The 24,166-nt window shown below is 41.0% G+C and carries 20 protein-coding genes and 1 other annotated feature; of the genes, 13 read left to right on the top strand and 7 right to left on the bottom strand.

The features are described 5' to 3' along the window. The first annotated feature begins 69 nt into the window (after positions 1-69). Positions 70-302: a binding site (T-box leader), on the top strand. A 53-nt stretch (positions 303-355) separates the two neighbouring features. The 10 genes from leuS to QUF78_RS24130 all read left to right on the top strand — a co-directional run bounded on the left by leuS (position 356) and on the right by QUF78_RS24130 (position 11,759). After that, positions 356-2,770: a leucine--tRNA ligase gene (gene leuS, locus QUF78_RS24175; RefSeq protein ID WP_289326699.1), complete on the top strand. Its 2,415-nt coding sequence runs from the start codon at positions 356-358 to the stop codon at positions 2,768-2,770. A gap of 340 nt (positions 2,771-3,110) precedes the next feature. Next, positions 3,111-6,275, top strand: coding sequence for a S8 family peptidase (locus QUF78_RS24170; RefSeq protein ID WP_289326698.1), 3,165 nt, complete (start codon positions 3,111-3,113; stop codon positions 6,273-6,275). A gap of 280 nt (positions 6,276-6,555) precedes the next feature. After that, positions 6,556-7,041, top strand: a complete 486-nt coding sequence (locus QUF78_RS24165; protein WP_289326697.1) for a DUF2712 domain-containing protein — start codon at positions 6,556-6,558, stop codon at positions 7,039-7,041. A 70-nt stretch (positions 7,042-7,111) separates the two neighbouring features. Further along, a complete protein-coding gene (locus QUF78_RS24160; RefSeq protein ID WP_289326696.1) occupies positions 7,112-7,876 on the top strand; it encodes a DUF2705 family protein in 765 nt (254 codons plus the stop codon). Next, complete coding sequence (locus tag QUF78_RS24155) at positions 7,866-8,597, top strand: WxPxxD family membrane protein (RefSeq protein WP_289326695.1); 732 nt, start codon at positions 7,866-7,868, stop codon at positions 8,595-8,597. Before QUF78_RS24160 ends, QUF78_RS24155 begins: the two co-directional genes overlap by 11 nt. Further along, complete coding sequence (locus tag QUF78_RS24150; RefSeq protein ID WP_289326694.1) at positions 8,590-9,312, top strand: DUF2705 family protein; 723 nt, start codon at positions 8,590-8,592, stop codon at positions 9,310-9,312. The genes QUF78_RS24155 and QUF78_RS24150 overlap by 8 nt, the downstream gene beginning before the upstream one ends. An 11-nt stretch (positions 9,313-9,323) precedes the next feature. Then, positions 9,324-9,965: an ATP-binding cassette domain-containing protein gene (locus QUF78_RS24145; protein ID WP_289326693.1), complete on the top strand. Its 642-nt coding sequence runs from the start codon at positions 9,324-9,326 to the stop codon at positions 9,963-9,965. Next, entirely contained in the window at positions 9,952-10,596 is a 645-nt protein-coding gene (locus QUF78_RS24140) for a hypothetical protein (RefSeq protein WP_289326692.1), read from the top strand. The genes QUF78_RS24145 and QUF78_RS24140 overlap by 14 nt, the downstream gene beginning before the upstream one ends. 52 nt (positions 10,597-10,648) lie before the next feature. Continuing rightward, positions 10,649-11,140 (top strand): DUF2716 domain-containing protein, encoded by a 492-nt coding sequence (locus QUF78_RS24135; RefSeq protein ID WP_289326691.1) that lies wholly within the window; start codon positions 10,649-10,651, stop codon positions 11,138-11,140. A 97-nt stretch (positions 11,141-11,237) separates the two neighbouring features. Beyond that, positions 11,238-11,759 carry a hypothetical protein gene (locus QUF78_RS24130; protein WP_289326690.1) on the top strand — a complete coding sequence of 174 codons (522 nt, stop codon included), beginning with the start codon at positions 11,238-11,240 and terminating at the stop codon, positions 11,757-11,759. 594 nt (positions 11,760-12,353) lie between these two features. Here QUF78_RS24130 and QUF78_RS24125 read toward each other — a convergent pair. The 3 genes from QUF78_RS24125 to gltC form a co-directional block, all read right to left on the bottom strand. Next, positions 12,354-12,953, bottom strand: a complete 600-nt coding sequence (locus QUF78_RS24125) for a hypothetical protein (protein WP_289326689.1) — start codon at positions 12,951-12,953, stop codon at positions 12,354-12,356. A gap of 127 nt (positions 12,954-13,080) precedes the next feature. Next, entirely contained in the window at positions 13,081-13,575 is a 495-nt protein-coding gene (locus QUF78_RS24120; RefSeq protein ID WP_289326688.1) for a spore coat protein, read from the bottom strand. A gap of 136 nt (positions 13,576-13,711) precedes the next feature. After that, positions 13,712-14,614 (bottom strand): glutamate biosynthesis transcriptional regulator GltC, encoded by a 903-nt coding sequence (gene gltC / locus QUF78_RS24115; RefSeq protein WP_289326687.1) that lies wholly within the window; start codon positions 14,612-14,614, stop codon positions 13,712-13,714. Between the two features lie 133 nt (positions 14,615-14,747). Here gltC and gltB point away from each other — a divergent pair, with 133 nt between their 5' ends. After that, entirely contained in the window at positions 14,748-19,298 is a 4,551-nt protein-coding gene (gltB, locus tag QUF78_RS24110) for a glutamate synthase large subunit (RefSeq protein WP_289326686.1), read from the top strand. A 16-nt stretch (positions 19,299-19,314) separates the two neighbouring features. Then, positions 19,315-20,796: a glutamate synthase small subunit gene (gene gltD / locus QUF78_RS24105; RefSeq protein ID WP_289314680.1), complete on the top strand. Its 1,482-nt coding sequence runs from the start codon at positions 19,315-19,317 to the stop codon at positions 20,794-20,796. Positions 20,797-20,825: 29 nt separating this feature from the next. Here the strand turns inward: gltD and QUF78_RS24100 are convergent, their stop codons facing one another. Next, positions 20,826-21,203 (bottom strand): hypothetical protein, encoded by a 378-nt coding sequence (locus tag QUF78_RS24100; protein WP_289326685.1) that lies wholly within the window; start codon positions 21,201-21,203, stop codon positions 20,826-20,828. A 40-nt stretch (positions 21,204-21,243) separates the two neighbouring features. Next, on the bottom strand, positions 21,244-21,810 hold the full coding sequence (locus QUF78_RS24095; protein ID WP_289326684.1) for an MEDS domain-containing protein: 567 nt from the start codon (positions 21,808-21,810) through the stop codon (positions 21,244-21,246). 330 nt (positions 21,811-22,140) lie between these two features. On the opposite strand from QUF78_RS24095, the gene QUF78_RS24090 reads away from it, so the two are divergent. Then, positions 22,141-22,860 (top strand): DUF4386 domain-containing protein, encoded by a 720-nt coding sequence (locus QUF78_RS24090; RefSeq protein WP_289326683.1) that lies wholly within the window; start codon positions 22,141-22,143, stop codon positions 22,858-22,860. A gap of 144 nt (positions 22,861-23,004) precedes the next feature. Here the strand turns inward: QUF78_RS24090 and QUF78_RS24085 are convergent, their stop codons facing one another. Next, a complete protein-coding gene (locus QUF78_RS24085) occupies positions 23,005-23,640 on the bottom strand; it encodes a FusB/FusC family EF-G-binding protein (protein WP_289326682.1) in 636 nt (211 codons plus the stop codon). 159 nt (positions 23,641-23,799) lie between these two features. After that, a complete protein-coding gene (locus tag QUF78_RS24080; protein ID WP_101225543.1) occupies positions 23,800-24,063 on the bottom strand; it encodes a CD3324 family protein in 264 nt (87 codons plus the stop codon). Positions 24,064-24,166 lie beyond the last annotated feature (103 nt).

Below are 24,166 nucleotides of genomic sequence, written 5' to 3'. Positions count from 1 at the left end.
ATAATGTTTATGTACGGCTATTGCAATTATCGGTGAAATTGACTAGAATTAATATAATCAAATATTCTCATAAAGACTATGATGAGGAACAGTAGCGATTTGATTCCAGTAAAGAGAGTTGACGGGTGGTGCAAGTCAACCTGGGAGGGTCGTGAACTCCCCTTGGAGTTCCGGGTGTGAAGGTAAAAAGTAATGCCTGGCGTTTTAATCCATGTTACGGATGTTTTAAGCTGGGCGGATTTTAGCTATCGCCAATGTGGGTGGTACCGCGGGAAGATATACATAATCCTCTCGTCCCTATTTTGGGATGAGGGGTTTTTTATTGTTTTTTATACGGAAATTAGGAGGAAATCATATGAGTTTTGACCATAGAAGCATAGAAACGAAATGGCAGCAGTATTGGGAAGGCAATAAGACATTCAAAACGGGTGAAGAAAGCGGCAAACGTAAATTCTACGCGCTGGATATGTTCCCATACCCTTCAGGCGCAGGTCTTCATGTGGGGCACCCGGAAGGTTATACGGCAAGCGATATTTTAGCACGTATGAAACGGGCGCAGGGGTATAATGTTTTACACCCGATCGGCTGGGATGCATTTGGACTTCCGGCAGAGCAATATGCGATCGATACGGGAAATGATCCAGCTGAATTCACGGAGCACAATATCAACACGTTCCGCCGCCAAATCAAAGCCCTTGGTTTTTCTTATGATTGGGATCGCGAAATAAACACGACAGATCCCGACTATTACAAATGGACGCAATGGATCTTCTTGAAATTATATGAAAAGGGCCTTGCATATATTGATGAAGTGGCCGTTAACTGGTGTCCGGCTCTTGGCACGGTATTGGCGAACGAAGAAGTCATCGATGGAAAAAGTGAGCGTGGAGGCCATCCGGTTGAGCGCCGCCCGATGAAACAATGGATGCTTCGAATCACGGCTTATGCGGACCGCTTAATCGACGATTTGAATGATGTGGATTGGCCTGAAAACATCAAGGATATGCAACGTAACTGGATTGGACGTTCCGAGGGAGCGGAGGTTACATTCAATATCGATGGCTTTGAAGATACATTCACGGTATTCACGACCCGTCCAGATACGTTATTCGGTGCAACATATGCCGTATTGGCACCTGAACATCACTTTGTCGATAAAATTACGACAGCTGATCAAAGGTCGGCAGTCGACGCATATTTAGATGAAGTGAAACATAAAAGCGATTTGGAAAGAACAGACTTGGCTAAGGATAAATCAGGCGTGTTCACGGGGGCATATGCCATTAACCCGGTAAACGGCGAAAAAATGCCGATCTGGATTGCTGATTACGTGTTGATCAGCTACGGAACAGGTGCGATCATGGCCGTTCCTGCGCATGATGAGCGGGATTATGAATTTGCAGTCAAGTTCAACTTGCCGATCAAGGAAGTCGTAGCTGGCGGAGATGTGACAAGTGAAGCATATACAGGCGATGGCCTTCATGTGAATTCGGAATTCCTTGATGGATTGAATAAAGAAGAAGGCATTTCAACCATGATCAAATGGCTGGAAGAAAAAGAAATCGGCACGAAGAAAATAACTTACCGTCTTCGCGACTGGTTATTCAGCCGTCAACGTTACTGGGGTGAACCGATTCCAATCATTCATTGGGAAGACGGCACGATGTCTGCAGTGAAGGAAGAAGAACTTCCATTGATTTTACCGAAAGCTACGGACATCAAGCCTTCGGGTACGGGCGAATCACCACTTGCGAACATTACGGAATGGGTGAACGTAACGGATGAAAACGGACGAAAAGGGCGCCGTGAGACAAATACGATGCCACAATGGGCAGGCAGCAGCTGGTACTTCCTTCGTTATATCGATCCGGACAACAAGGAAGCACTCGCAGATCCTGAAAAATTAAAAGAATGGATGCCGGTCGACATTTATATTGGCGGCGCTGAGCATGCGGTGCTTCACTTGCTTTACGCTCGTTTCTGGCATAAATTCCTATACGATATCGGTGTTGTGCCAACGAAGGAACCTTTCCAAAACCTATTTAACCAAGGGATGATCCTTGGCGAGAATAATGAAAAAATGAGTAAATCAAAAGGGAATGTCGTGAACCCGGATGATATCGTTGAAAGCCATGGTGCAGATACACTTCGCATGTACGAAATGTTCATGGGACCATTGGATGCTTCGATTGCCTGGTCTACAAACGGATTGGACGGTTCCCGCAGATTCCTTGACCGCATTTGGCGTTTATTAGTCAACGAAGACGGTTCGATCACAGATAAGATGACCGAAACGGATGACACGGGCAAGCTTGAAAAAGTCTATCATCAAACAGTTAAAAAAGTGACCGAGAATTATGAAGAATTGAAATTCAATACGGCGATTTCACAATTGATGGTTTTCATCAATGATGCTTATAAAGCCGATTCGCTTCCTAAAGTATATATCGAAGGCTTCGTCAAATTGCTTGCACCGGTTGCACCGCATATCGCCGAAGAGCTTTGGTCTAAACTAGGCCATTCCGAGAGCATCACATACGGAACATGGCCGGCGTTCGACGAAGCGAAGTTAGTGGATAACGAAGTCGAAATCGTCATCCAAATCAACGGAAAAGTCAAAACGAAATTAATGGTGCCGACTGACACTACGAAAGAAAAGTTGGAAGAAATTGCGATGGGTGATGATTCCATCAAAGAACAAATCGATGGGAAAACCATCCGTAAAGTCATTGCTGTACCAGGTAAATTAGTCAATATCGTCGCAAACTAACGAAATCGAATGAGAGCTGTTCCGCATGTTTTAATGCTGGGACAGCTTTTTTTTTCGCGGGCATTGGCGGAACTTAGGAATTAGGTCATGTTAGGATTTTCACCGATTTAAGTCCATTAACGATGAATCTATCAAATTTTGGCATCAACAATCCTTATAAGGTGTCGATCGGAGCTCAAATATCTTGCTTAATTGGTACAGGAGAATCATTTTTCTGCTCGCTGTCCAATTATATCAAGCATTTCTCATAAAAAAGGGAAAAAATTGGTTGATAAAATTATACAGTGTGATAGTTTGGTATAGTACTGTTATTTTATAACCAAATATTGGAGGCGGAACTGTGAAATTTAAGAATGTGAGTCGAATTACGGTGTTTGTGCTTATTTTTGCACTGATTTTCAGCTTGGTTCCACAAAATTCTCAAGCTGCAGCTGTAACACCTATTGAAAATGTAAATACGATTAAAAATGGGGACACTTTGGACGGGAAGTTTGAAAAGCCGGGTGTTCAATGGTATCAAATCAGTCCCACACAAGAAGAAATACAAAAATTCTCCCATATTGAGTTCGAAGTCAATTCGGATAAAATCTTGAATATTTCCGTATATCAAGATAAAGAAAAAGCAGAAAAAGATGAGAGCAATTATTTTGTCTCTTCTTATCCTGATGAAAAAGCTGTAGTCGATTTCCCATATGCTTGGGACGGCACATATTATGTTAAAGTTGAATATTTCGGCGATACGGATGATGAAGGAAATCCTCTACCGGATGCGGAAAATGTAGCTGAATACTCCATCAATGCCCATTCAGTGACATTGCCACCATCTGCCGGGGACGAAGGGGAAAATCTCGAATCATGCCCGGTTGAATTGAGTGTAAACGATAAGAAAACGGGAGAATCCATGTTGAAAACACTCCGCGTGTTTAGAGATGAAGTTCTCACGAAATCATCTGAGGGACGCACCATGTCCTCTTTATACTATAAGGCTTCTCCATTCCTGGCACTTCATCTGGCTGGTAATAAAACGGCAAGGGAAGCCGTCTATAATCATTTAGTCGTCATTAAGCCCCTTATTGAGGATCTTAATGAAAATGGAGCAAGCAGTACGGCAGTCATTAGCAACAAGCAGCAAGAAGCGATTAAAGCTTTATTCACTAAGACGGCAGACGTCGCTCCGGCTGGATTGAAAAAGGATATGGACGGCATTGCAAAGAAAATCAATCTTGATAAGCTTGCCGGTGAGAGAATCGTCGATATCGCAAGCAAAGCGGGAATTGAAGTTCCGGCTTCGAAAAATATAAAGAACAAATATATCGTCAAACTTAAACCAGGGAAGTCATTAAGCTCTGTCCAATCCAAAGTAAGCGGAAAAGGATATGGAACATTATCGGCACCTAAGAAACAAGAGGTTCTGTATGATGATATGTATGTCGTAGAGTTAAAGAATCAAGCAAAAATGAGCACAGCAGCTCTTTCCGGTATTGAAAATCTTCCAGAAGTGGAATATATCGAACCGGTAAAAACGTATAAAGCACTTTCAGCCGATATTCAATCATCGTATCAATGGTCTTTAAATAACCTCGGTGGTGAAGAGGGCATAAAGGGTGCGGACATCGATAACGAAAAACTGCAAAACCTTATTAAGAAACGTAATCTAAAGGATACATTAGTAGCGGTTATCGACACAGGTGTCGATGATTCACTTGCGGATTTGAAAGATACGGTTCGCATGGACTTAGGCAAGAATTTCATTGATAAGAAGGGAAATGCCGTCGATGACAATGGCCATGGTACACATGTATCCGGAATTATCGCTGCAAAAGCAGACAATGGCTATTCCATGCAAGGAATCAATCCAGTAGCTAAAATCATGCCTGTAAAGGTCTTGGACTCTTCAGGATATGGAGACAATGAGAAAATTGCACTAGGCATTAAATATGCCGTGGAACATGGTGCCAAGGTCATAAACCTTAGCTTGGGCGGAGAATATAGCAGGACGATTGAACACGCCTTGAAAGATGCAGCCGCCAAAAATGTAATGGTTGTCGTAGCAAGCGGTAATGATGGGATGGAAGGTCTTTCTTATCCTGCATCATCTAAATACGCCATTTCCGTCGGCGCAACCAATGCCCTTGATTTAGTATCGGATTATTCCAATTATGGAACGAAATTGGACATGGTCGCTCCAGGGACAGGCATCCCGAGCCTTGTACCTAATGGAAATGTTACCTATATGGATGGTACATCAATGGCAGCTCCCCATGTTGCGGCAGCTACGGCCTTGTTATTATCCGGAAACCCTGGATTGAAATTGAATGAAGTAAGGGAAATCCTTCATGAGACATCGGAATATGTTGCTTTTGAAGAAGAAGATAATGTAGACCCTTATGAGGACTATCCACCTGAGGATGGAGAAATCATAATACCAGAAGAAGAACTTCCTGTCGGAAAAGATTTAGTATCCGGATATGGAAGGCTGAATGCATACAGTGCACTTAGTGCAGTGGATTTAAAAGCAAAAGTCAATCTTGTGATGGATACGCAAACAAAACTGACTGGTTCAGCTAAAAAAGGTTCAGTAATCGAAGTGAAAAGCGGAAGCAAAACGATCGGTAAAGGAACGGCGTCAGCTAACGGAACGTTCACCGTTACGATTCCGGTCCAAAAAGCTGAGCAAATGCTTACTGTGAATATCTCTGATTCTTCAAAACTGGCAACCTCTTCAATCAAAGTATTCGTGAAGAAAGGGGAAACCCCTAATAAGCCAACCGTTAAAGCTGTAAGTGACAAAGATACGTATGTAACTGGTCAATCACAAGCGGACATGAAAATCACGGTCAAAAATAATGCAAAAAAAGTAATTGGTTCAGGTAACACGGACAGCAAAGGGAATTTCAAAGTGAAAATCAGCAAACAAAAAGCTGGCACTAAACTTTCAGTCACAGCTACAGATCTAGCAAAACGGGAAAGTAAGGCGACAACCGTAACTGTTCTGGATAAAACCGCCCCAGGTGCACCGAAAGTGAATGAAGTGAACGACAAAGCCACCAAAGTAACAGGTAAAGCGGAAATCGGTTCAACCGTTACCGTGAAGTACAACAATAAAAACATCGGAACGGCAAAAGCTGATAACAAGGGGAACTTCTCCATCAAAATCAGCAAGCAAAAAGCAGGGTCCGCATTATATGCCTCTGCAAAAGACAAAGCAGGCAATACAGGAAAAGCAGCAAAAGTAACGGTTAAAGATAAAACGGCTCCAGGAGCACCGAAAGTGAATGAAGTGAACGACAAAGCCACCAAAGTAACAGGTAAAGCGGAAATCGGTTCAACCGTTACCGTGAAGTACAGCAATAAAAACATCGGAACGGCAAAAGCTGATAACAAGGGGAACTTCTCCATTAAAATCAGCAAGCAAAAGGCAGGGTCCGCATTATATGCTTCAGCAAAAGACAAAGCGGGCAATACAGGAAAAGCAACAAAAGTAACCGTTAAAAAATCAAAATAGTTATAAGAGGTGAAGGCCGTTTAACTTACATGTTAAACGGCCTTTTTATGTGAGAAGACGAATGAAAACACCGCTCGATAATCAGCGGTGTTTTTGCCATGAGCGTGTCTTTTGACTGTGTGTTGTCATTGCATGATGTCAGATCTGGAGTTTCGCGTTTTAATTCTGAAATAGAACCTACTCTTTTTTCTTGTACTATAAAACTTTATTAGAGAAAAGGAGAAGAGAAAGAATAAAAGTCAAATTGCAGTAATACCAAATTTCAGGAGGAATTATAATGATGAAAAAAGGAAGAGTAATAGCATTAGGTACTATTTTAGCTTGCTCAATCGGGTTAGGAACGCTTTCAGTTGAAGCTGGAAATGAGAATTCGGGATATTCTTTTATGATTAAGAAAGATCAAGCAAACACATCTACAGGTACAAAGTATCGCCAAACGACTACAGAACGGAATACATGGAAGGTGAGGATGTATTTTTCACAAGAAGGTACGAATACTTATACGAAGTATTGGCTCGAAAAAAGCGATGGCACGAATGTATCTCCTGCAGTGGATGTGAAAGCTGGCAATAAAGACTCAAAAAGTGGGCGCAATCATTATATTAAAGGCAATGCAGGTGCCAATGCGACCGAGGTACGATTAACGGCAGAAAATAATAATGTAAATTCTAGCACCTATTCAGTAGAAGGGTATTGGGATGAGGAGACCGGGAGAATATTACCTGGACAGTATAAGACTTTTTACACCACGGAATATAATAAATAAAAAATGATGAATATGGTGAAGCCACCTTGGATGATTGTTGACTCAAGGTGGCTTTCTAAAGGGAGACAAAATGAATAGTTATTATTATCGATTAACAAATAATAAAAAAACAAAGTTCATCGTGTTATGTATTGTGGCGATTGTTATTATTGATATTTTTATTTTGATCGGCAATGTTTTAGAGTCATGGATCATGCCCCATCTAGCCACTTTTTTAGCGGGAAGTTCATTAGGTCATATGATGCAAATACTACTTATTTGGTTTTTGCCTATTTTTCTATTAATCTTGTGTGCCGACAGCTATATCCAAGACTATAAAACAGGCTACCGATATATCGTAGCGACCAAAAAAGGGAGATATAATTATTATAAAACCATGCTATTCGGAAATATGTCATTTTCCTTTTTAGTCATGGTTGGTTGCTTGCTATTAAACATGATTATTGCATATTTGGTATTCATGAATGGTGAATTTGATATGGGTTTATCACCAGATTTATCGCCGGAAAATCCTTTATATACACTCGCCAACAAAATGCCTTTTGTTAGCAATGTGTTTTATATCATCATTTTTGGATTTTTCACTAGTTTATGCGCAGGCATGGCTACCGTCCTTAGTTGGTGTTTTCCGGATATAAAGTATACGTATCCGTTAAGCTTTGTTATTTGGTTTTCACAAATTTTAGGGTTGAATTATTCAGTGGCCCTAATTTTTCAACCTTTTAACGAAGTGACCTTAGAAGCTTTCATTTTGATTTTCTTTAAATCTACCATTCTTTTTTTAGCGATCATCATTATCGGGTTCATGTATAAGGTGAAAAGTGATGAAGTCTAATCAAAAAAAAGTATATGTATCACTGCTGCTTGTTCTGTTATTTGGATGTTTATGGATGACCTATAATATTCATTATTTAAAAATAAAGCAGCTAGACCCAGCGTATCTTTTGATCATTGATGTAAGTGCGAGTGTAGATGGCTATCTCTCGGTTAAAAATTTATTGATCACATATATTGTTCCTTTGTTACTATTTTATCGTTTTTTTATTGAAGATGAGCATCCACACATTATCGTTCGCTTACAATCAAGAATCGACATGTATCGGAGACGGACCATCCAAGTTTTTATAAGTTCGTTTATCTTTGCGTTCATCATTTTCTTGATTAATTTCGCAGCTGTTTTCATATTCGATAGATTTCACTTTATATCATCAAAATATTGGAACTTATCTCTTCTTAATTTAGCCCTATTGACGTGTATATATTTCTCGATTGGCCTGCTTTATTATTTCATTTTTGATTATTCCAATTCAATCATAGCGACGGCAGCAACCTTTTGTATCTGTTTTCTATTATATGTGATGAAGAGTCAGCTGAATATTGATTGGGGTCCTGCCAGCTCCGCAAATGTTATCGATCCTTTATTAAGCAGCGGAATTACAGGATATTATTCGCTAATCATGATTGGAAAAGAATTATTTCTATCTCTCGTGATGGTTTTACTTGGGCTATTTGCGATCGAGAAAAAAGATTTCATTTTTGGTTTTTCTGATGACTAAACGAATCTTCTTAACGATGTTGATCGTCATTTTGTTGCAAATTTTACTATTTGATTATTTCGATGGCTCTAAAACCGATCTTACGGGATATATGATCGTTAGCGGAGTTCCGATCAGTAATAAGTTTGTTGTATTGGGAACATGGTATATGTTTTTTTCTGGATTGAGTTTTTTGTCGTTAGGTTATTTGCGGCAATATATTTCCGGTTATGGGGTCTACCTCATGATCAGGGAAAAAAGCAGGGTGAAACTTGGGCTTAGAAGAATCGGGAACTTAATGATCCTTATATCTGGATTATCGTTAATTCAACTTCTTTTCTCGATCATATTCGCTTTTATAAATAAGGAGGATCAGGTTTTTTTTTATGATGATTTTCAATCATTGATTTGTATAGCGGGTCTTTATATGATGTCCAATATTGTCCTGATTTTCATTCAAATGGCACTCGAACTTCATTTTACGGAGGAAGTATCTTTATTGCTGATAAATGTTTATGTGCTTTTTTCGGTTACAGTAGGCGGAGTTCTATTATCTACACAAAAGCTGACGTGGATTTTATATTTTTTGCTTCCCAATTTCGGCATGTATGTAAGAAGTGATGTACTTGAAACTGGCGGAATATCAACAGTAAATGCTTATATCGTTTTAACCGTAATGACGATCATTTTAACTGTTTTAACCTATAGACGATTAAAGAAAATCGATTTAATTTAACGAGGTGCACAATGACAAAAATACGAATTAGCTCTTTACATAAAAAGATGAAGAAGAAGACACTTTTGCATGATATCAATTATGAGTTTAACAGCGGGAAAATTTATGGTTTGTATGGAAGGAATGGCTCCGGTAAAACGATGCTGCTTAGAGCGATTGCAGGATTAATCATGCCAAGCTCAGGAGAAATTGCCATAGACGAAAAAATTCTTCATAAAGATATTTCCTTTCCTGCTAATAGTAGTGTCATTATTGAAAACACTTCGCTGCTGCACCAATATGACGCTTATACAAATCTGGAAATATTAGCAAAAATCAGGAACATCGCCACTGATGAAGATATTAAAGCGAATATAAAAAGAGTCGGCCTTGATCCGGAATCAAAAATGAAGGTTGGAAAATTTTCGTTAGGAATGAAGCAGCGTCTAAGCGTCGCCCAAGCGATATTTGAAAAACCGGACATTTTATTATTGGATGAACCGACCAATGCCATCGATGAAGAAGGTGTTACGCTAGTTTATCAGATCTTGAAGGAAGAAAAAGAGCGCGGTGCACTCATTCTGTTGACAAGCCATCATAAACAGGACCTGGAGGCATTAGCCGATGAATATGTAAAGATGGATAATGGAGGAATCGTCCTTGACTCTAAATAAAACCATAGCCGCGATAACTTTACTATTATTAGTAGGCGGATTTCTTATTTATAAAGTGTACTTTGTTTCTTCAGCGATGAGTGCCGCTAATAGAAATACCGAAAATAATGCTGCTTCCTATAAGGTGTTGGAATCACAAAACATCATGGTCGGGAAAGACATCGATCAGGGCTATTATGATATCAAAGCTCTCGATAATGAAGCGGAAGTTGGTAGCAATAAAATGCACAAAAATGCTGTACTGCATGCAGAGCCCTTTCATATGAATGTGAAATTCTCGATTAAAGGGAAGATCGAATTCAAGCCTTCTGAATTTAAAAAAGCAGGGAAAAAAAATCAAAAAATCATCATGAAAAATCCTGGTCATTATGTGGTCGGTACAGAGATACCAGCGGGGAATTATGTACTAACAAGGACAACCGATAAAATCCGAGTGTTTGTCGATATAAAAGATGAAACGCAAACCGAAAGCTTGCAAACGATTCAATGGGAAATTGACGAAAAAGTGAAAAAACCAATCGAGATCGAACTGAAAAAGGGCTATAACGTATATATTAAGAAAATGGATAAAGATGGTTTTATATCAAATGAGGGCGATCTGGTATTGGAGAGAAATAATGAGAAATTTTAGGAAATTTAATAGTTTGAGATCCTAGCAACTGCAATTTAAAGGTGGTTATTTAATGAAGAACTGGGTTCCTTTTTCGGACAAAGAGTACGACCAAATTTGGGAAAGGATATATAGAGATTTTAAATTTGAGCCAAGTATTTCTGAATTTCCTTCCTTTAAAGTGCCGTATCCTTTTATAACATATGATGTTTCTGATTACTTCGGAGAGTCAGTGGATTTGGATGCTTATGATGACCTCGAAGAAAAGGCATTACTTGTATTTAAAGAGAACACATCATTTAACGAATATATACTGGCACTCGATTGGCAGCACGAATGTTATTGGGTAAATCCAAACGTAAAGTTTGAAAGAGATGAATTCGGTGAATGGATAATACCAATCTTTCCGAATGGCGATTACTATTTCTTTATTCAGAAGGATTTTAAGTGGGGCTTTTTAGGGCATCCATGGGAAAAAAGTATAACTATATTTGGAAAAGAACTAATAAATGGTTTTTGTAAACATAAGCCAAGGATGTTTCATAAGATTTTAAGACAGGAATGATATATAATTTTAAAGACCCCATATTGGGCCCCTTATCGTTTTGGTAAAATCAACACTATCATTTAATAGAGCCATTAATTTTTAGGAGTATTTATAATTGGAAAAAATAAAAAAAGCAAACAATTTTTTGTTATTTACTATAATCATTTTAGCAGTAATAAGTTTTTTTGTAGGGTATAAGTTTTATGAATATAAAACAAAAACGACAGATCTATCAAAAGAAAATATAGATCATATATATTTATTGGACAGTATGGAAAAGTATCGAAAGAACCACTTTTTTTCTCTCGCTAAAGATGTTAGCCATCCGGGTTATAAAATGTATAACATCGATAAAAATCTAAATAAACGAATTACTGTACATAAGGGTAAAAAAAATAACAGGATATATAGAATTGAAACTTTTGATTCTAGCTCCAAGACTTCTAAGAATGTTTCCATAGGTACATCTGAAAAAGACTTAATTAAAATCTATGGGGGAAACTATATAGAGCGCTCCAGTGATCAAACTGACAAATTAATTGAATATATTGATCAGGATAACCATATATTAATTTCATTCTTTATCTATAAAGATAAAGTAGATGGTATTAATTTAGAAGTGAAGGACTTTAAATAAATTCACAAAATTTATATTAGAACAATAAGAACTTGTACGCTCTTGGCGGACTCTCATTAGCTTATTTTAATCTCGGTAAAAAAGTCTAGTGTACTTACGATAAACTAGGGGAATGTTGGAACATTGATCCGTAATCTGTCATCTTGCAGGATTCCTTATTTCAAATGTATATACCTAGGGCGGGATTTTCGAGGGTCATTATATCCGCCGGTTATTTGATGTCCGAGAGAGCTCGCAATGACTACTGCTGCAAAGAGGAGGATGATTTTCTTCAATTTAATATCTTCTTTCCGTTTTTTTTTATTTTAAAAGATTACACCCAAATGCCTCTTCCTTCAACCCCTTTTTAAAATGTAGAAAAATTTACTCATTAAAATTTTCCCATACCCATTATTTGGACTTGCTCATATATCGAATGAGCAAGATCAGCATTTGCTTGGGCTTTTTCACTTCATCAATTTGATCGCCAACCCTTTTTTGAATCTTCAAATGTCTCATTTATTTTCTTGAAACCATAGAGTTTTGTAGTATTAGCGTGCTATAAAAAACTTTGCAGGTGCAAGTTCGATTCAACTTGCCCCTGCATTTGTCAGCTCATTTAGTGAATTCACTTCTGAGGAGGTAGACAACATCGTATTCCTTCAACTCGTCCATATGGGCATCCATATCACCATAAAAATCAGTGGAAAGTGAACGTATGCCTCCATTTCCGCTTGAGTAGCATATACTCGCCAATGCAAGCTTTGTTGTGCTGTTAATATTGATATTATCAGGACTGCCCCATACGCTGGAATCCTTTCTATCAATGCTCTCAGGATAAGTAGCTGAAACCAAACCGTCATCGTTTTGAATGCTGATATTGAACATCGATTGATCTTGGTCATCATCCGTTTTGGATGTGGTGAAGATAATCGTCCCATTCTTTTCAACCCCAGTTGTCATGCGGCCTTTTTCATCCTCAACTAGTTTACCAAATTCATATTTCTCGACCCAGACGGATATCTCCTTGTATGTATCATCAACTTTGAAATCGATAAGGAAGGAATGTTCACTTGAACTCTCCAGGATTGCTTTTTCCCTAGCGGTCAACTCAGGAACTGAAAGGATATTCTCGGATTTTGGCCCATCAGCCTTACAGGCGACTAAAGAAAATGATAGTAGGGATATGCTGATGGATAAAAAGATCTTTTTCATGATTTTCACCTCTTTAATACTTTCAACCTAATTAAAACCAATTCTTATATATTATAACATTATAATGAAAACCGGAATCGGAACGCGGCAAAAAGGCAAGCAATCGGTATGCTTACCTTTTTTGCATTTAGAATGGCTGGGAAAGAGCCTTATTGGCAACATCGACGTCATTTTGAAGCAGTTGGTTCAAGTCGTATGCAGGATAGAGGTTTCTTTCATAAAGGTAGTTGAAAATCTTGGCATGGGTATCGATGGCTCCATTTAAATGTTTCTTAAATACTTTTCGAAGAGAAGGGGTGGCTGTTTCAGTAATGGCAAGTGCATAACTTTTGATGGATGATTTGGCAAAGCCCAGCAATTCCCCGGCAGCAGCGGCCGAAGCGTCATCCCTTAATACATCGTCATCCCGGCCCGTCTTAGGCGCCAATGGGTAAAATTGCAGCAGCTCCATGATGTTTTGGGTAAGGGTATCAATCGTTTGCTTATATATCGTTTTTAAAATGGGGTCTTTTATTTTTGGAAAAGCTTTTTTAAATTTCATAAGGGCATTGGACTGGGCGGCGACCAATTCATGAAGCTCGAGTGTTTCATGCCATGCAAGATGTGAATGGGTGGGTGTCATTTAAGTTCCTCCTGAACGAATAATCTTGATACGTTATTCGAACAGTGGGCTATTTGTAAGTTGTCTAGTGAAATCATTTATGGAAAAGGCTGTCCCATCTTCGTTCACATTCACAGTTTAGAAGGATCGCCATATTTTATTGATATTGCTCGAGAACAGAGAAAAACTTTTTGGCAAATTCATAAAACACCTTTTCCGATGGAGCCAATTCCCTGTGTTTTGGAGTGATGATGCCAACAGTCCGTTTGACTTCGGGTGTATCGATCGGGATTTTGACGGTAAGTCTTGGAGTGACTTCATAAAACGTACTTTCAGGGAGCAGACTGACTCCGATTCCGGCTGATACGAGACCTTTAATGGAATCCATGTCTTCACCTTCCGAGGTGATGTTCGGTGCGAAACCAGCTGCTTTGCACGCTTCGATAGCGATAGTGTGAAGGATGTATCCTTTCGGAAACAAGACGAATGGATCATTTCGTAAGTCATTTAGTCGCAAACTCTTCCTTTCCGCTAATGGGTGAGTTATGGGCAGTAAAGCGGAAATGTTTTCCGTGAACAGGATATGACCTTCGATATCTGGATCGTTTGTCGGGATTGGTCCAAGGAAGGCTAATCCGATTTCGCGATTTTTGATGGCTTCCTTTAAAGAGGAATAAGATCCCTGTCTTAAGTGGAACCCGATATTCGGCTGCTCATCTTTAAAAGCAGAAATAACGGTAGGCAGTAAATGGGTGGAAAGGCTAGTCGGGAACCCAATCTTAATGGTTCCGTGTTCAGGGTCCAAAAACTCCTCAATTTGATATTTGGCATATTCTATCGCATGTATCGCCGTTTTTGCATGGATAAGGAATATTTTTCCGATAGGGGTTAACTGAATATTTCGGCCGATTTTTTCAAATAAAAGGACGCCAAGCTCATCTTCCAATCTGGAAATTTGCCGGCTGATTGCTGATTGTGCGATATGCAGGTGCTCTGCGGCTTCAGAGACGTGTTCTCTCTCGGCGACTTCAACAAAATAACGTAATTGCCGTAGTTCCATTTATTCATCCTCCAACCATTCATCTCAAATTGAGATAGATTCTATTAGAATTATATATTGTTTATATCGATTTGAAAACCTAGAATAAATGTAAGTGATATAACGGTGTAAGAATACGATGGGGGCGATTAATATGACATACAATCAAATACCAAAAGCACAAGGGCTCTACCATCCTGAATTTGAACATGATGCATGTGGGATCGGTTTATACGCTCATTTAAAAGGGCTTGCTACACATGACATCGTCAAACAAGGACTGAAGATGCTGTGCCAATTAGATCATCGCGGCGGACAAGGCAGCGATCCCCTTACAGGAGATGGCGCAGGATTAATGGTGCAGATTCCCGATAAATATTTCAGGCTGGCATGCCCGGAGATGAATTTGCCAGCAAAAGGGCGCTACGGTGTAGGCATGCTTTTTTTCTCTAACAATGAGGATGAACGGAATGAAATTGAAGCTCGTTTGAATGCATTTATCGAACAAGAGGGCCAAACGCTATTAGGCTGGAGAACGGTCCCTGTTGATGCAGCGAAAATCGGGGAGGTCGGTAAGGAGACATGTCCGACGATCCGCCAAGTATTCATCGGTGCCAGTGAAGGAATAACCGATGATTTAGCTTTTGAACGTAAATTGTTCATTATTAGAAAACAAGCTGAAAACTGGGCTCGTGAACGTGGGAATCGTTTTTATTTTGCCAGCCTTTCAAGTACTACGATCGTTTACAAAGGTTTGTTGACACCTGAGCAGGTGGATGCATTTTATCTTGACCTTCAACAGGAGGATTTCGTTTCGGCTTTCGCTTTAGTGCATTCCCGCTTCAGCACGAATACTTTTCCTAGTTGGGAACGGGCACATCCAAACCGTTACCTGATTCATAATGGCGAAATCAATACGCTTAGAGGCAATGTGAATTGGATGAAAGCGCGTGAGCAGCAGTTTGTTTCAGAAGCATTCGGAGATGACCTGCAAAAGGTACTGCCCATTTTGGATATAGACGGCAGTGATTCCTCGATTCTTGATAATGCACTTGAATTCTTCGTCCTAGCCGGGCGTAAACCGGCACATGCGGCCATGATGCTCATTCCTGAACCATGGACGGAAAATCCGCATATGACGAAGGAAAAGAAGGCATTTTACGAATATCATAGCATGCTCATGGAGCCATGGGATGGTCCGACGGCCATATCCTTTACGAATGGCAAGCAAATCGGGGCAATCCTGGATCGAAATGGTTTAAGGCCTGCAAGGTATTATGTGACAAAAGATGACTACATCATTTTCTCCTCCGAAGTCGGCGTGATCGATGTGGAGCCGGAGAATGTATTATATAAAGATCGTTTAAGCCCAGGCAGAATGCTTTTAATAGATTTAGAGGAAGGCCGTATTGTTTCCGATGAAGAAATCAAGACGGAAATGGCTCAGGAAAATCCATACCAGCAATGGCTGGACGAACAGCTTGTTCAATTAAGTGACGAAGAACCAGTGACCGAAGGGAAGCCATTGAGTGATTTGTTATTCAGGCAAAAAGCGTTCGGATACACATATGAAGATGTCCAAAAATATTTACTGCCGGTCATTACCGAAGGCAAAGACCCGCTGGGCAGCATGGGGAATGACATTCCGTTAGCGGTCTTATCAGATCGTCCGCAGTCGCTATTCAACTATTTCAAACAATCCTTTGCACAAGTAACCAACCCGCCAATCGATTCGCTTCGTGAACAGATCGTCACGTCAACGATGACATTTCTGGGTGCGGAAGGAGATTTGCTGAAACCGGATGAAACGAACAGCCGCCGCATTCAATTGGATTCACCTGTTTTGACGCCAGGTCAAATGCAGCAGTTGAAGGAAAATGCCTATCCGGAATTCAAAAGCAAAGTCATACACACTTTATTTTCAGAAGATTTAGAGAGTGAACTCGATCGCATCTGCCGTGAAGCGGAACAAGCGATCGCTGATGGTGTCAGCCTTTTGATATTATCTGATAAGGATATGAGCAAAGAAAAGGCTGCGATTCCTTCCTTGTTGGCTGCGAGCTCCCTTCATCAAGAGCTTATCCGTCATGGAAACCGTACGAAAGTGAGCATTATCGTTGAATCGGGTGAAGCAAGGGAAGTCCATCATTATGCGTCCCTTATCGGGTATGGAGTGGATGCGATTTACCCATACCTTGCTTATGAAACATATAAGCAAGCTGTATTGGAAGGCAGTTTAGCCATCAGCTACGAAGAAACGGTAAGGAAATATGTAAGCTCCTTGACGGAAGGTATCGTAAAAGTGATGTCGAAAATGGGGATTTCCACGATTCAAAGTTATCGTGGGGCACAAATTTTCGAAGCAGTCGGAATTGGTGCTGATGTAATCGAACGCTATTTCAGTGGTACGGCATCGCAGCTTAGTGGGATAGATTTGGAAACGATAGCGGATGAAGCGTTGATTCGCCATAGAAAAGCTGCAGCTGATTCCCTTGACCAAACACTTGAAAGCGGAAGTGATTTTCAATGGAGAAAAACAGGGGAACATCATGCTTTCAATCCTAAAACGATCCATACACTGCAATGGGCCTGCCGGAAAGGCGATTATAATTTATTTAAGCAATATTCAAACTTGGCGAATGAAGAGAGACTCGGATTTTTACGGAATTTATTCTCGTTCGATCAAAAGCGCCAAAGCATTTCAATAGATGAAGTGGAATCCGTGGAATCCATCGTCAGCCGATTCAAAACGGGTGCGATGTCATTCGGTTCATTGAGTCAGGAAGCACATGAAACATTGGCGATCGCGATGAACCGTTTAGGCGGAAAAAGCAATAGCGGTGAAGGCGGGGAACATCCAAGCCGTTACCAAGTGGATGAAAATGGTGATAACCGCCGTAGCGGGATTAAACAAATTGCATCTGGACGCTTTGGTGTGAAAAGCCATTACCTAGTCAATGCCGATGAACTTCAAATCAAAATGGCACAAGGTGCAAAGCCGGGTGAAGGCGGCCAGCTACCGGGGAATAAAGTATATCCTTGGGTTGCAGAGGTTCGTGGTTCCACACCAGGTGTCGGCCTGATTTCACCGCCTCCGCATCATGATATCTATTCGATTGAGGATTTGGCACAGCTGATCCATGATTTAAAGAATGCGAATCGTGATGCCAGGATCAGCGTCAAGCTAGTGTCAAAAGCAGGCGTAGGCACGATTGCAGCGGGTGTGGCCAAAGGTGCCGCAGATGTCATCGTTATCAGCGGGTATGATGGCGGTACGGGTGCATCACCAAAAACAAGTATTAAACATACGGGTCTTCCTTGGGAGCTTGGCCTTGCTGAAGCACACCAAACATTGATGCTGAATGGCCTGCGCAGCCGTGTAGTCCTTGAAACGGACGGGAAATTAATGACGGGACGCGACGTTGTCATGGCGGCAATCCTTGGAGCGGAAGAATTCGGCTTTGCTACGGCACCGCTTGTGGTACTTGGCTGTGTCATGATGCGTGCTTGTCATTTGGATACATGTCCAGTCGGGGTAGCTACTCAAAACCCTGAGCTTCGCAGCAAATTCACTGGAGATCCGGATCATGTCGTGAATTTCATGCGCTTCATCGCTGAGGAAGTGCGGGAAACGATGGCTGAGCTTGGTTTTAGAACACTAGAGGAGATGGTCGGCCGCACTGATGTTTTACAAGTGAGCGAGCGGGCACAAAACCATTGGAAAGCGAAGCATCTGGACTTGACGACACTTCTTTTCCAACCGGAGGGGATACGTACGTATCAACTTCCGCAAAACCATAAAATTGACGAATCCTTAGATATCCGTGAGATTTTACCTGTGGTGCAGCCTGCTTTAAATGATCAAACCCAAGTGGATGTCAGCTTCCCGATTACAAACGTGAACCGTGTGGTGGGAACGATCGTCGGCAGTGAAGTATCCAAACGCTATGGGGAAGATGGTTTGCCTGAAGATACGATCACACTTCGCTTTACGGGATCGGCGGGCCAGAGCTTCGGTGCGTTCATTCCAAAAGGAATGTCGATGTATTTGACAGGTGATGTCAATGACTATGTTGGGAAAGGATTATCTGGCGGAAAGATCATTGTCACGGCACCTTCTGGGAATCAGATTGAGGCCGGGGACAATGTAATTGCCGGTAATATCGCCTTATACGGTGCAACAAGCGGCGAGGCCTACATTAATGGCCGTGCGGGAGAACGATTTGCCGTACGGAACAGTGGAGTCAATGTCGTGGTTGAAGGAATTGGAGACCATGGCTGTGAGTATATGACAGGCGGTCGTGTGGTCATCCTTGGCGACGTCGGCAAAAACTTTGCGGCAGGAATGTCAGGCGGCATCGCTTATGTACTTGCCGATGATGCAGAAGAATTCAAGGCATTATGCAATGGTGAAATGATAGAATTCGAGACGCTGGCGGATATGGATGATGCAAAAGAGGTAAAAGAAATGCTTTACAGCCACCTTCATTATACAGAGAGTGCAAAAGCCTCTTATGTACTGGAGAACTGGGAGGATTTCGTTAAGAAATTCGTAAAAGTCATTCCGAAAGATTACAAACGGATGATGAAAAGCATCAATGAGCAGAAGAACGCTGGGTTGTCGGATGAAGAAGCGATCATGAGTGCATTTCAGGCAAATTCCGTTCAAGATAAAAAAATCACTAAACAAGCTGTGATGCAGTAAGGAAGGGGAGAGAAAGATGGGAAAAGCAACAGGATTTATGGATTATCCGCGAGAAAAGCCAACAGACCGGAATCCTCTCACTCGTTTAAGCGACTGGAGAGAATATACAGCTCCTTTCTCTGATGAAAAGTTAAGTACACAGGGAGCGCGGTGTATGGACTGCGCGACCCCTTTCTGCCATATGGGCATGGAATTGAACCGAGTCACAACAGGATGTCCGATTCATAATCTGATCCCGGAGTGGAATGATTTGGTTTACCGCGGCAGATGGAAAGAAGCATTGGACCGTTTGTCGAAAACGAATAATTTCCCTGAATTCACCGGGCGAGTTTGCCCGGCCCCATGTGAAGGGTCTTGTACGGTAGCGATAAGCGACCCTGCGGTTACCATCAAGAACATTGAACGGACCATCATCGATAAAGGATTTGAAAATGGCTGGATCACGCCTCGCATCCCTGAGAGCAGGACCGGCAAGAAAATTGCCATCATCGGTTCAGGCCCAGCAGGATTGGCGAGTGCCGATCAGTTAAATCAAGCAGGTCATTCTGTCACGGTTTATGAGCGCGCAGACCGTGCAGGCGGGCTGTTGACATACGGCATCCCGAACATGAAACTTGAAAAAGATGTCGTTGCACGCCGGATCAAATTATTGACCCAAGAAGGCATCGATTTCATTACCAATACGGAAGTGGGCAAAGATATTTCAGCCGAAGAACTGCAAGATCAATATGATGCAGTCATCCTATGCACAGGTGCCCAAAAGCAGCGTGACCTGGAAATTGAAGGCCGCGGGGCATCAGGCATTCACCTAGCTATGGATTACTTGACCACTTCGACTAAAAGCCTGTTGGACTCCAATTTTGAAGACGGCAAATTTTTAGACACGAAGGGTAAGGATGTCATCGTCATCGGCGGCGGGGATACAGGAGCGGACTGTGTCGCGACTGCCCTTCGCCAGGAATGTAAGAGCGTCGTACAATTCGGGAAGCATCCAATCCTTCCGACGGCCCGTACATCTGATAATATGTGGCCGGCCTACCCGAATGTATTTTCACTAGAATATGCGTATGAAGAAGCGGAAGCGAAATTTGGTGCAGATCCGCGTCAATATTCCATCCAAACAAAGAAAATCGTAGCCGATGAAAATGGAAACGTTAAAGAACTGCATACAATCTCAATGGAAAAAATCAAAGGTGAAGATGGAATATACATTTTCAGGGAAGTTCCAGGAACTGAAAAAGTATGGCCTGCCCAATTCGTTTTCATCGCAATCGGATTTGAAGGCACTGAACAGCCACTATTAACTCAATTTGGCGTAGAAACAGTCAATCAAAAAATTGATGCCGTCTATGGCGAATACAGAACGAATGTCGAAGGCGTTTTCGCTGCCGGAGATGCAAGGAGAGGCCAAAGCCTCATCGTTTGGGCGATAAATGAAGGCCGTGAAGTAGCACGTGAAGTGGACCGCTACTTGATGGGCGCATCGGTATTGCCATAATTGCAAAAGAAGAAGTGCCATATCAATCATTATGGCGCTTCTTTTTTTGTGGTGGGAAATGTGGAATTCACGAGTAAAACGCTAAAACTCACTAGTAAAGCGTCGGAATTCACGAGTAAAACGCCGGAATTCACGAGTAAAACGCCGGAACTCACGAGTAAAGCACCGGAATTCACGAGTAAAAGCACGAAATTCACGAGTAAAGCACCGGAACTCACGAGTAAAGCACCGAAACTCACGAGTAAACGCATGAAACTCACGAGTAAAAACACGAAATTCGCAAGTAAAAGCATGAAACTCACGAGTAAAAGCACGAAATTCACGAGTAAACGCACAAAACTAACAATACTTCGGCTTAAATATACAAGGAATTCATAACAAGTGGTCGGTAACTCAATAAAATGCATGGCAAAAAAACACGCTTAGGAGAATTCCTAAGCATGTTGTCTATTTTTTCACAGGCAAGTATTGTTCCGAGGTGATGATATCATCCTCGGTTAGAACATAAGGGTGTGTTTCCATCAATATCTTTTTTAGGTAGTCTGGCATCCTAGCACCTTCGTACGCACAAATTAATGGAAATGACAGCAGATTTACTGCCTCATCTACTGTTCTCTCAAAATCTTCTATGATGTGCAGTGGCTCTTCCATGGTCGCCCACTCCACATGTGCCCATGATCGGAAAGAGATTTTATTTTCCACATAGGGCTGTACTGTTTTATTAAAGTATTCTTCGATTGCAGGGGGATGATAACTACCGCTTGAACAATAGAAATCGAAGTTGTTCACGAAGTGAATGAACTCCATTTGCTCTTTCGTTAATCGTGTACTCAGTTCTCTGTGAATAATGGGATAAATACGGTCATTTTCAATAAGAATGACGTAGTCTCCCGCCGCGACGCCATCTTGGATATAACTTAAAACCTGTTTAATGTAATTTTCCATTTCATTATAGGAATACAGCACATGAACGTTCTTTTGGTCTTCAAACAACTGATTCATTTTGCTTTTCAATTTATCATTCCTTCTCTCATGTATCTCTCAATTATACTAGATTTGTGTAAACAGAACAAAATCAACCGGAGACAGCAGGTAAAGGTGTTGCTTGAAGAAGCGCCACGGCAGCAGGGGGATCGATAACTCAACTAAAACGGTAATTAATATAGAAGATAGTAATCATGCATGTTGTTATCGATTGTTAGCAATTCTTTATATCTTTGAGAATACGAATTTCAAGGCCATTCGAGAAAAGAGAATAAATTTTGCCACAGCAATCCTTTTGATTCATATGACAATAGTACTTCGAATATTGTAAAGTTAGCAGGAAATTAGGAGGAGTCAGAAATGACAAACCGTAATAATGAAACCCCGCCATTACATTATTCTAGAGCCGCAGGAGTAGGGCTATTGCTTATGGCAATACTTGCGATGTTTTCTAACTTTTCTGTTCTTGAAGGACTTATTGTCTTTGATGATCCAGCAGCAACTGCCACTAACATCATGACCAATGAGATGTTATTTAGGACTGGATTCATTAGCTTTGTCATCGTGCTCATTCTTGATGTGCTGTTAGCTTGGGCTCTATATGTTCTGCTTCTACCCGTTAATAAGAATCTGGCGATGCTCGCTGCGTGGTTTAGGTTGGTGTACACCGCCATCTTTGGGGTCGCCTTGCATAATTTCCTGGGTGTACTGCAACTGCTAAGTGGTACTGAATATTTGGCGGCATTCACACCTGAACAGATACATGCTCAAGTGCTGTCATTAATCGATGCTTTCAATAATGGATGGCTTATTGGGTTGGTGTTTTTTGGCTTTCATTTGCTTATCGTTGGTTATTTAATAATCAGGTCAGGAGGCTACATGCCAAGATTGATCGGAATCTTCCTGGTCATTGCATCTGCTGGGTATGTAATAGACAGTTTTGCACACTTTCTTCTGACCAACTATAGCGACTATAAAACGATATTCTTATTGATTGTAGCCATACCTGGTGTGATTGGGGAGTTATCATTAGCTTTCTGGCTTTTGGTTAAGGGTGTTAAAGTTCAACAAAGGCGATAACCTTCCAAAATTAGGAGCCGTACCTATTGAGGCTGATGAGTAAAATGCGTTAGTTCATAAAATGCACACATTCAAAAATAACATGAGTGTATAACAAAACCCAAAAAAGCAATCCTTCACCATTTGAAGGATTGCTTTTCCGTATTATTTCAGCCGCTCGATTAAATCGGTCATTTTATCTAAAGTGGTTATGTTCTGGTTACATTTCATACTATCCAGGCAAATGTAATTCCCTTTTTTAATGAATGTCCCTTGGACGGTTCCTTTTGTTTCAGACATGAACATCCCTACTTCTTCAAAGCGGCTGCATATGGCACAGATCCCTTTTTTGTTGGCGGGTTTAATGGTTCCATGCAATCCGGTGAGTTTATTATGATGGGGTGCAATGATGAATTTCTTTCCGGATCCGCCATCATCCCATCCCAAGTATGAAATCTCTCTCAAATCGATGTTTTCCAACAAAGGGGCTCTTAATTTCTTTGCTTTAGGAAACAATTTTTTTATCGTTTTTTCGCTTACTTCTTTAAATGGGATCACAAACGGCTTTACCTGTAAGAGAAAGGCTTCAGCTTGTGCGGGATCTTTAATGGTATCTACTGGATCCAGTAGTTGTTTTTGTTCTTCGCTCAAGTCACCGAATAAGCTTAATACTCTTTCTTTGGCAACAGTTCTCAGGGTGTTGATCACATCCTTATCGTTGGCCGTCGCGTGTCCATTTATAAGAATCTGCGTTTGGGATTTAATGAAGTTATATTGCTCGCTTCTGATATAAGGTTCCATTTTCTTCACTCCTGTTTTTATTGCGCGATACTTGTAACATGATCCCGTTTTTATATACTTTACAGAAATCGCATCTGCATTAAAAGGGGGAAAACGACTAAGAAACATTCTTGGCATATGAATAGCACTGATATCATTATCAGTGCTGCCCATGCAATCCTATTTAGAATAAACGATTTTCTTAATGGTTTCCGCGGAGAGAAAATGTTCCTCGGCTAATTGATGGATGGTATGCCCGTCTTTGAATGCATATTTTATAGAGGCATTTCGGTCATCGATCAATTCCCTTGATCCCGAACGGGTTCCCCATTTGTGATGGGCCTTTTCAGGTTTCGGGATATATATGGTTTCACCTTGCACATACTTTTGAATTTCAACGATCAGCTTTTCAGGCAACACGGCCGTTGCTTTTACATATTTCATTTCTGCCAGCCCCTTATTCTTTTTTAAGAATGAAATAAGGTGCAAAGCCAAATATTAGAAATGATAAGTCGGGCGATTAAGTTTAGCTTAATTTAACCCCATG

The sequence above is a fragment of the Peribacillus sp. ACCC06369 genome (assembly GCF_030348945.1).
Lineage (GTDB): Bacteria > Bacillota > Bacilli > Bacillales > DSM-1321 > Peribacillus.
This window is presented reverse-complemented; position numbering and strand designations above follow the sequence as displayed.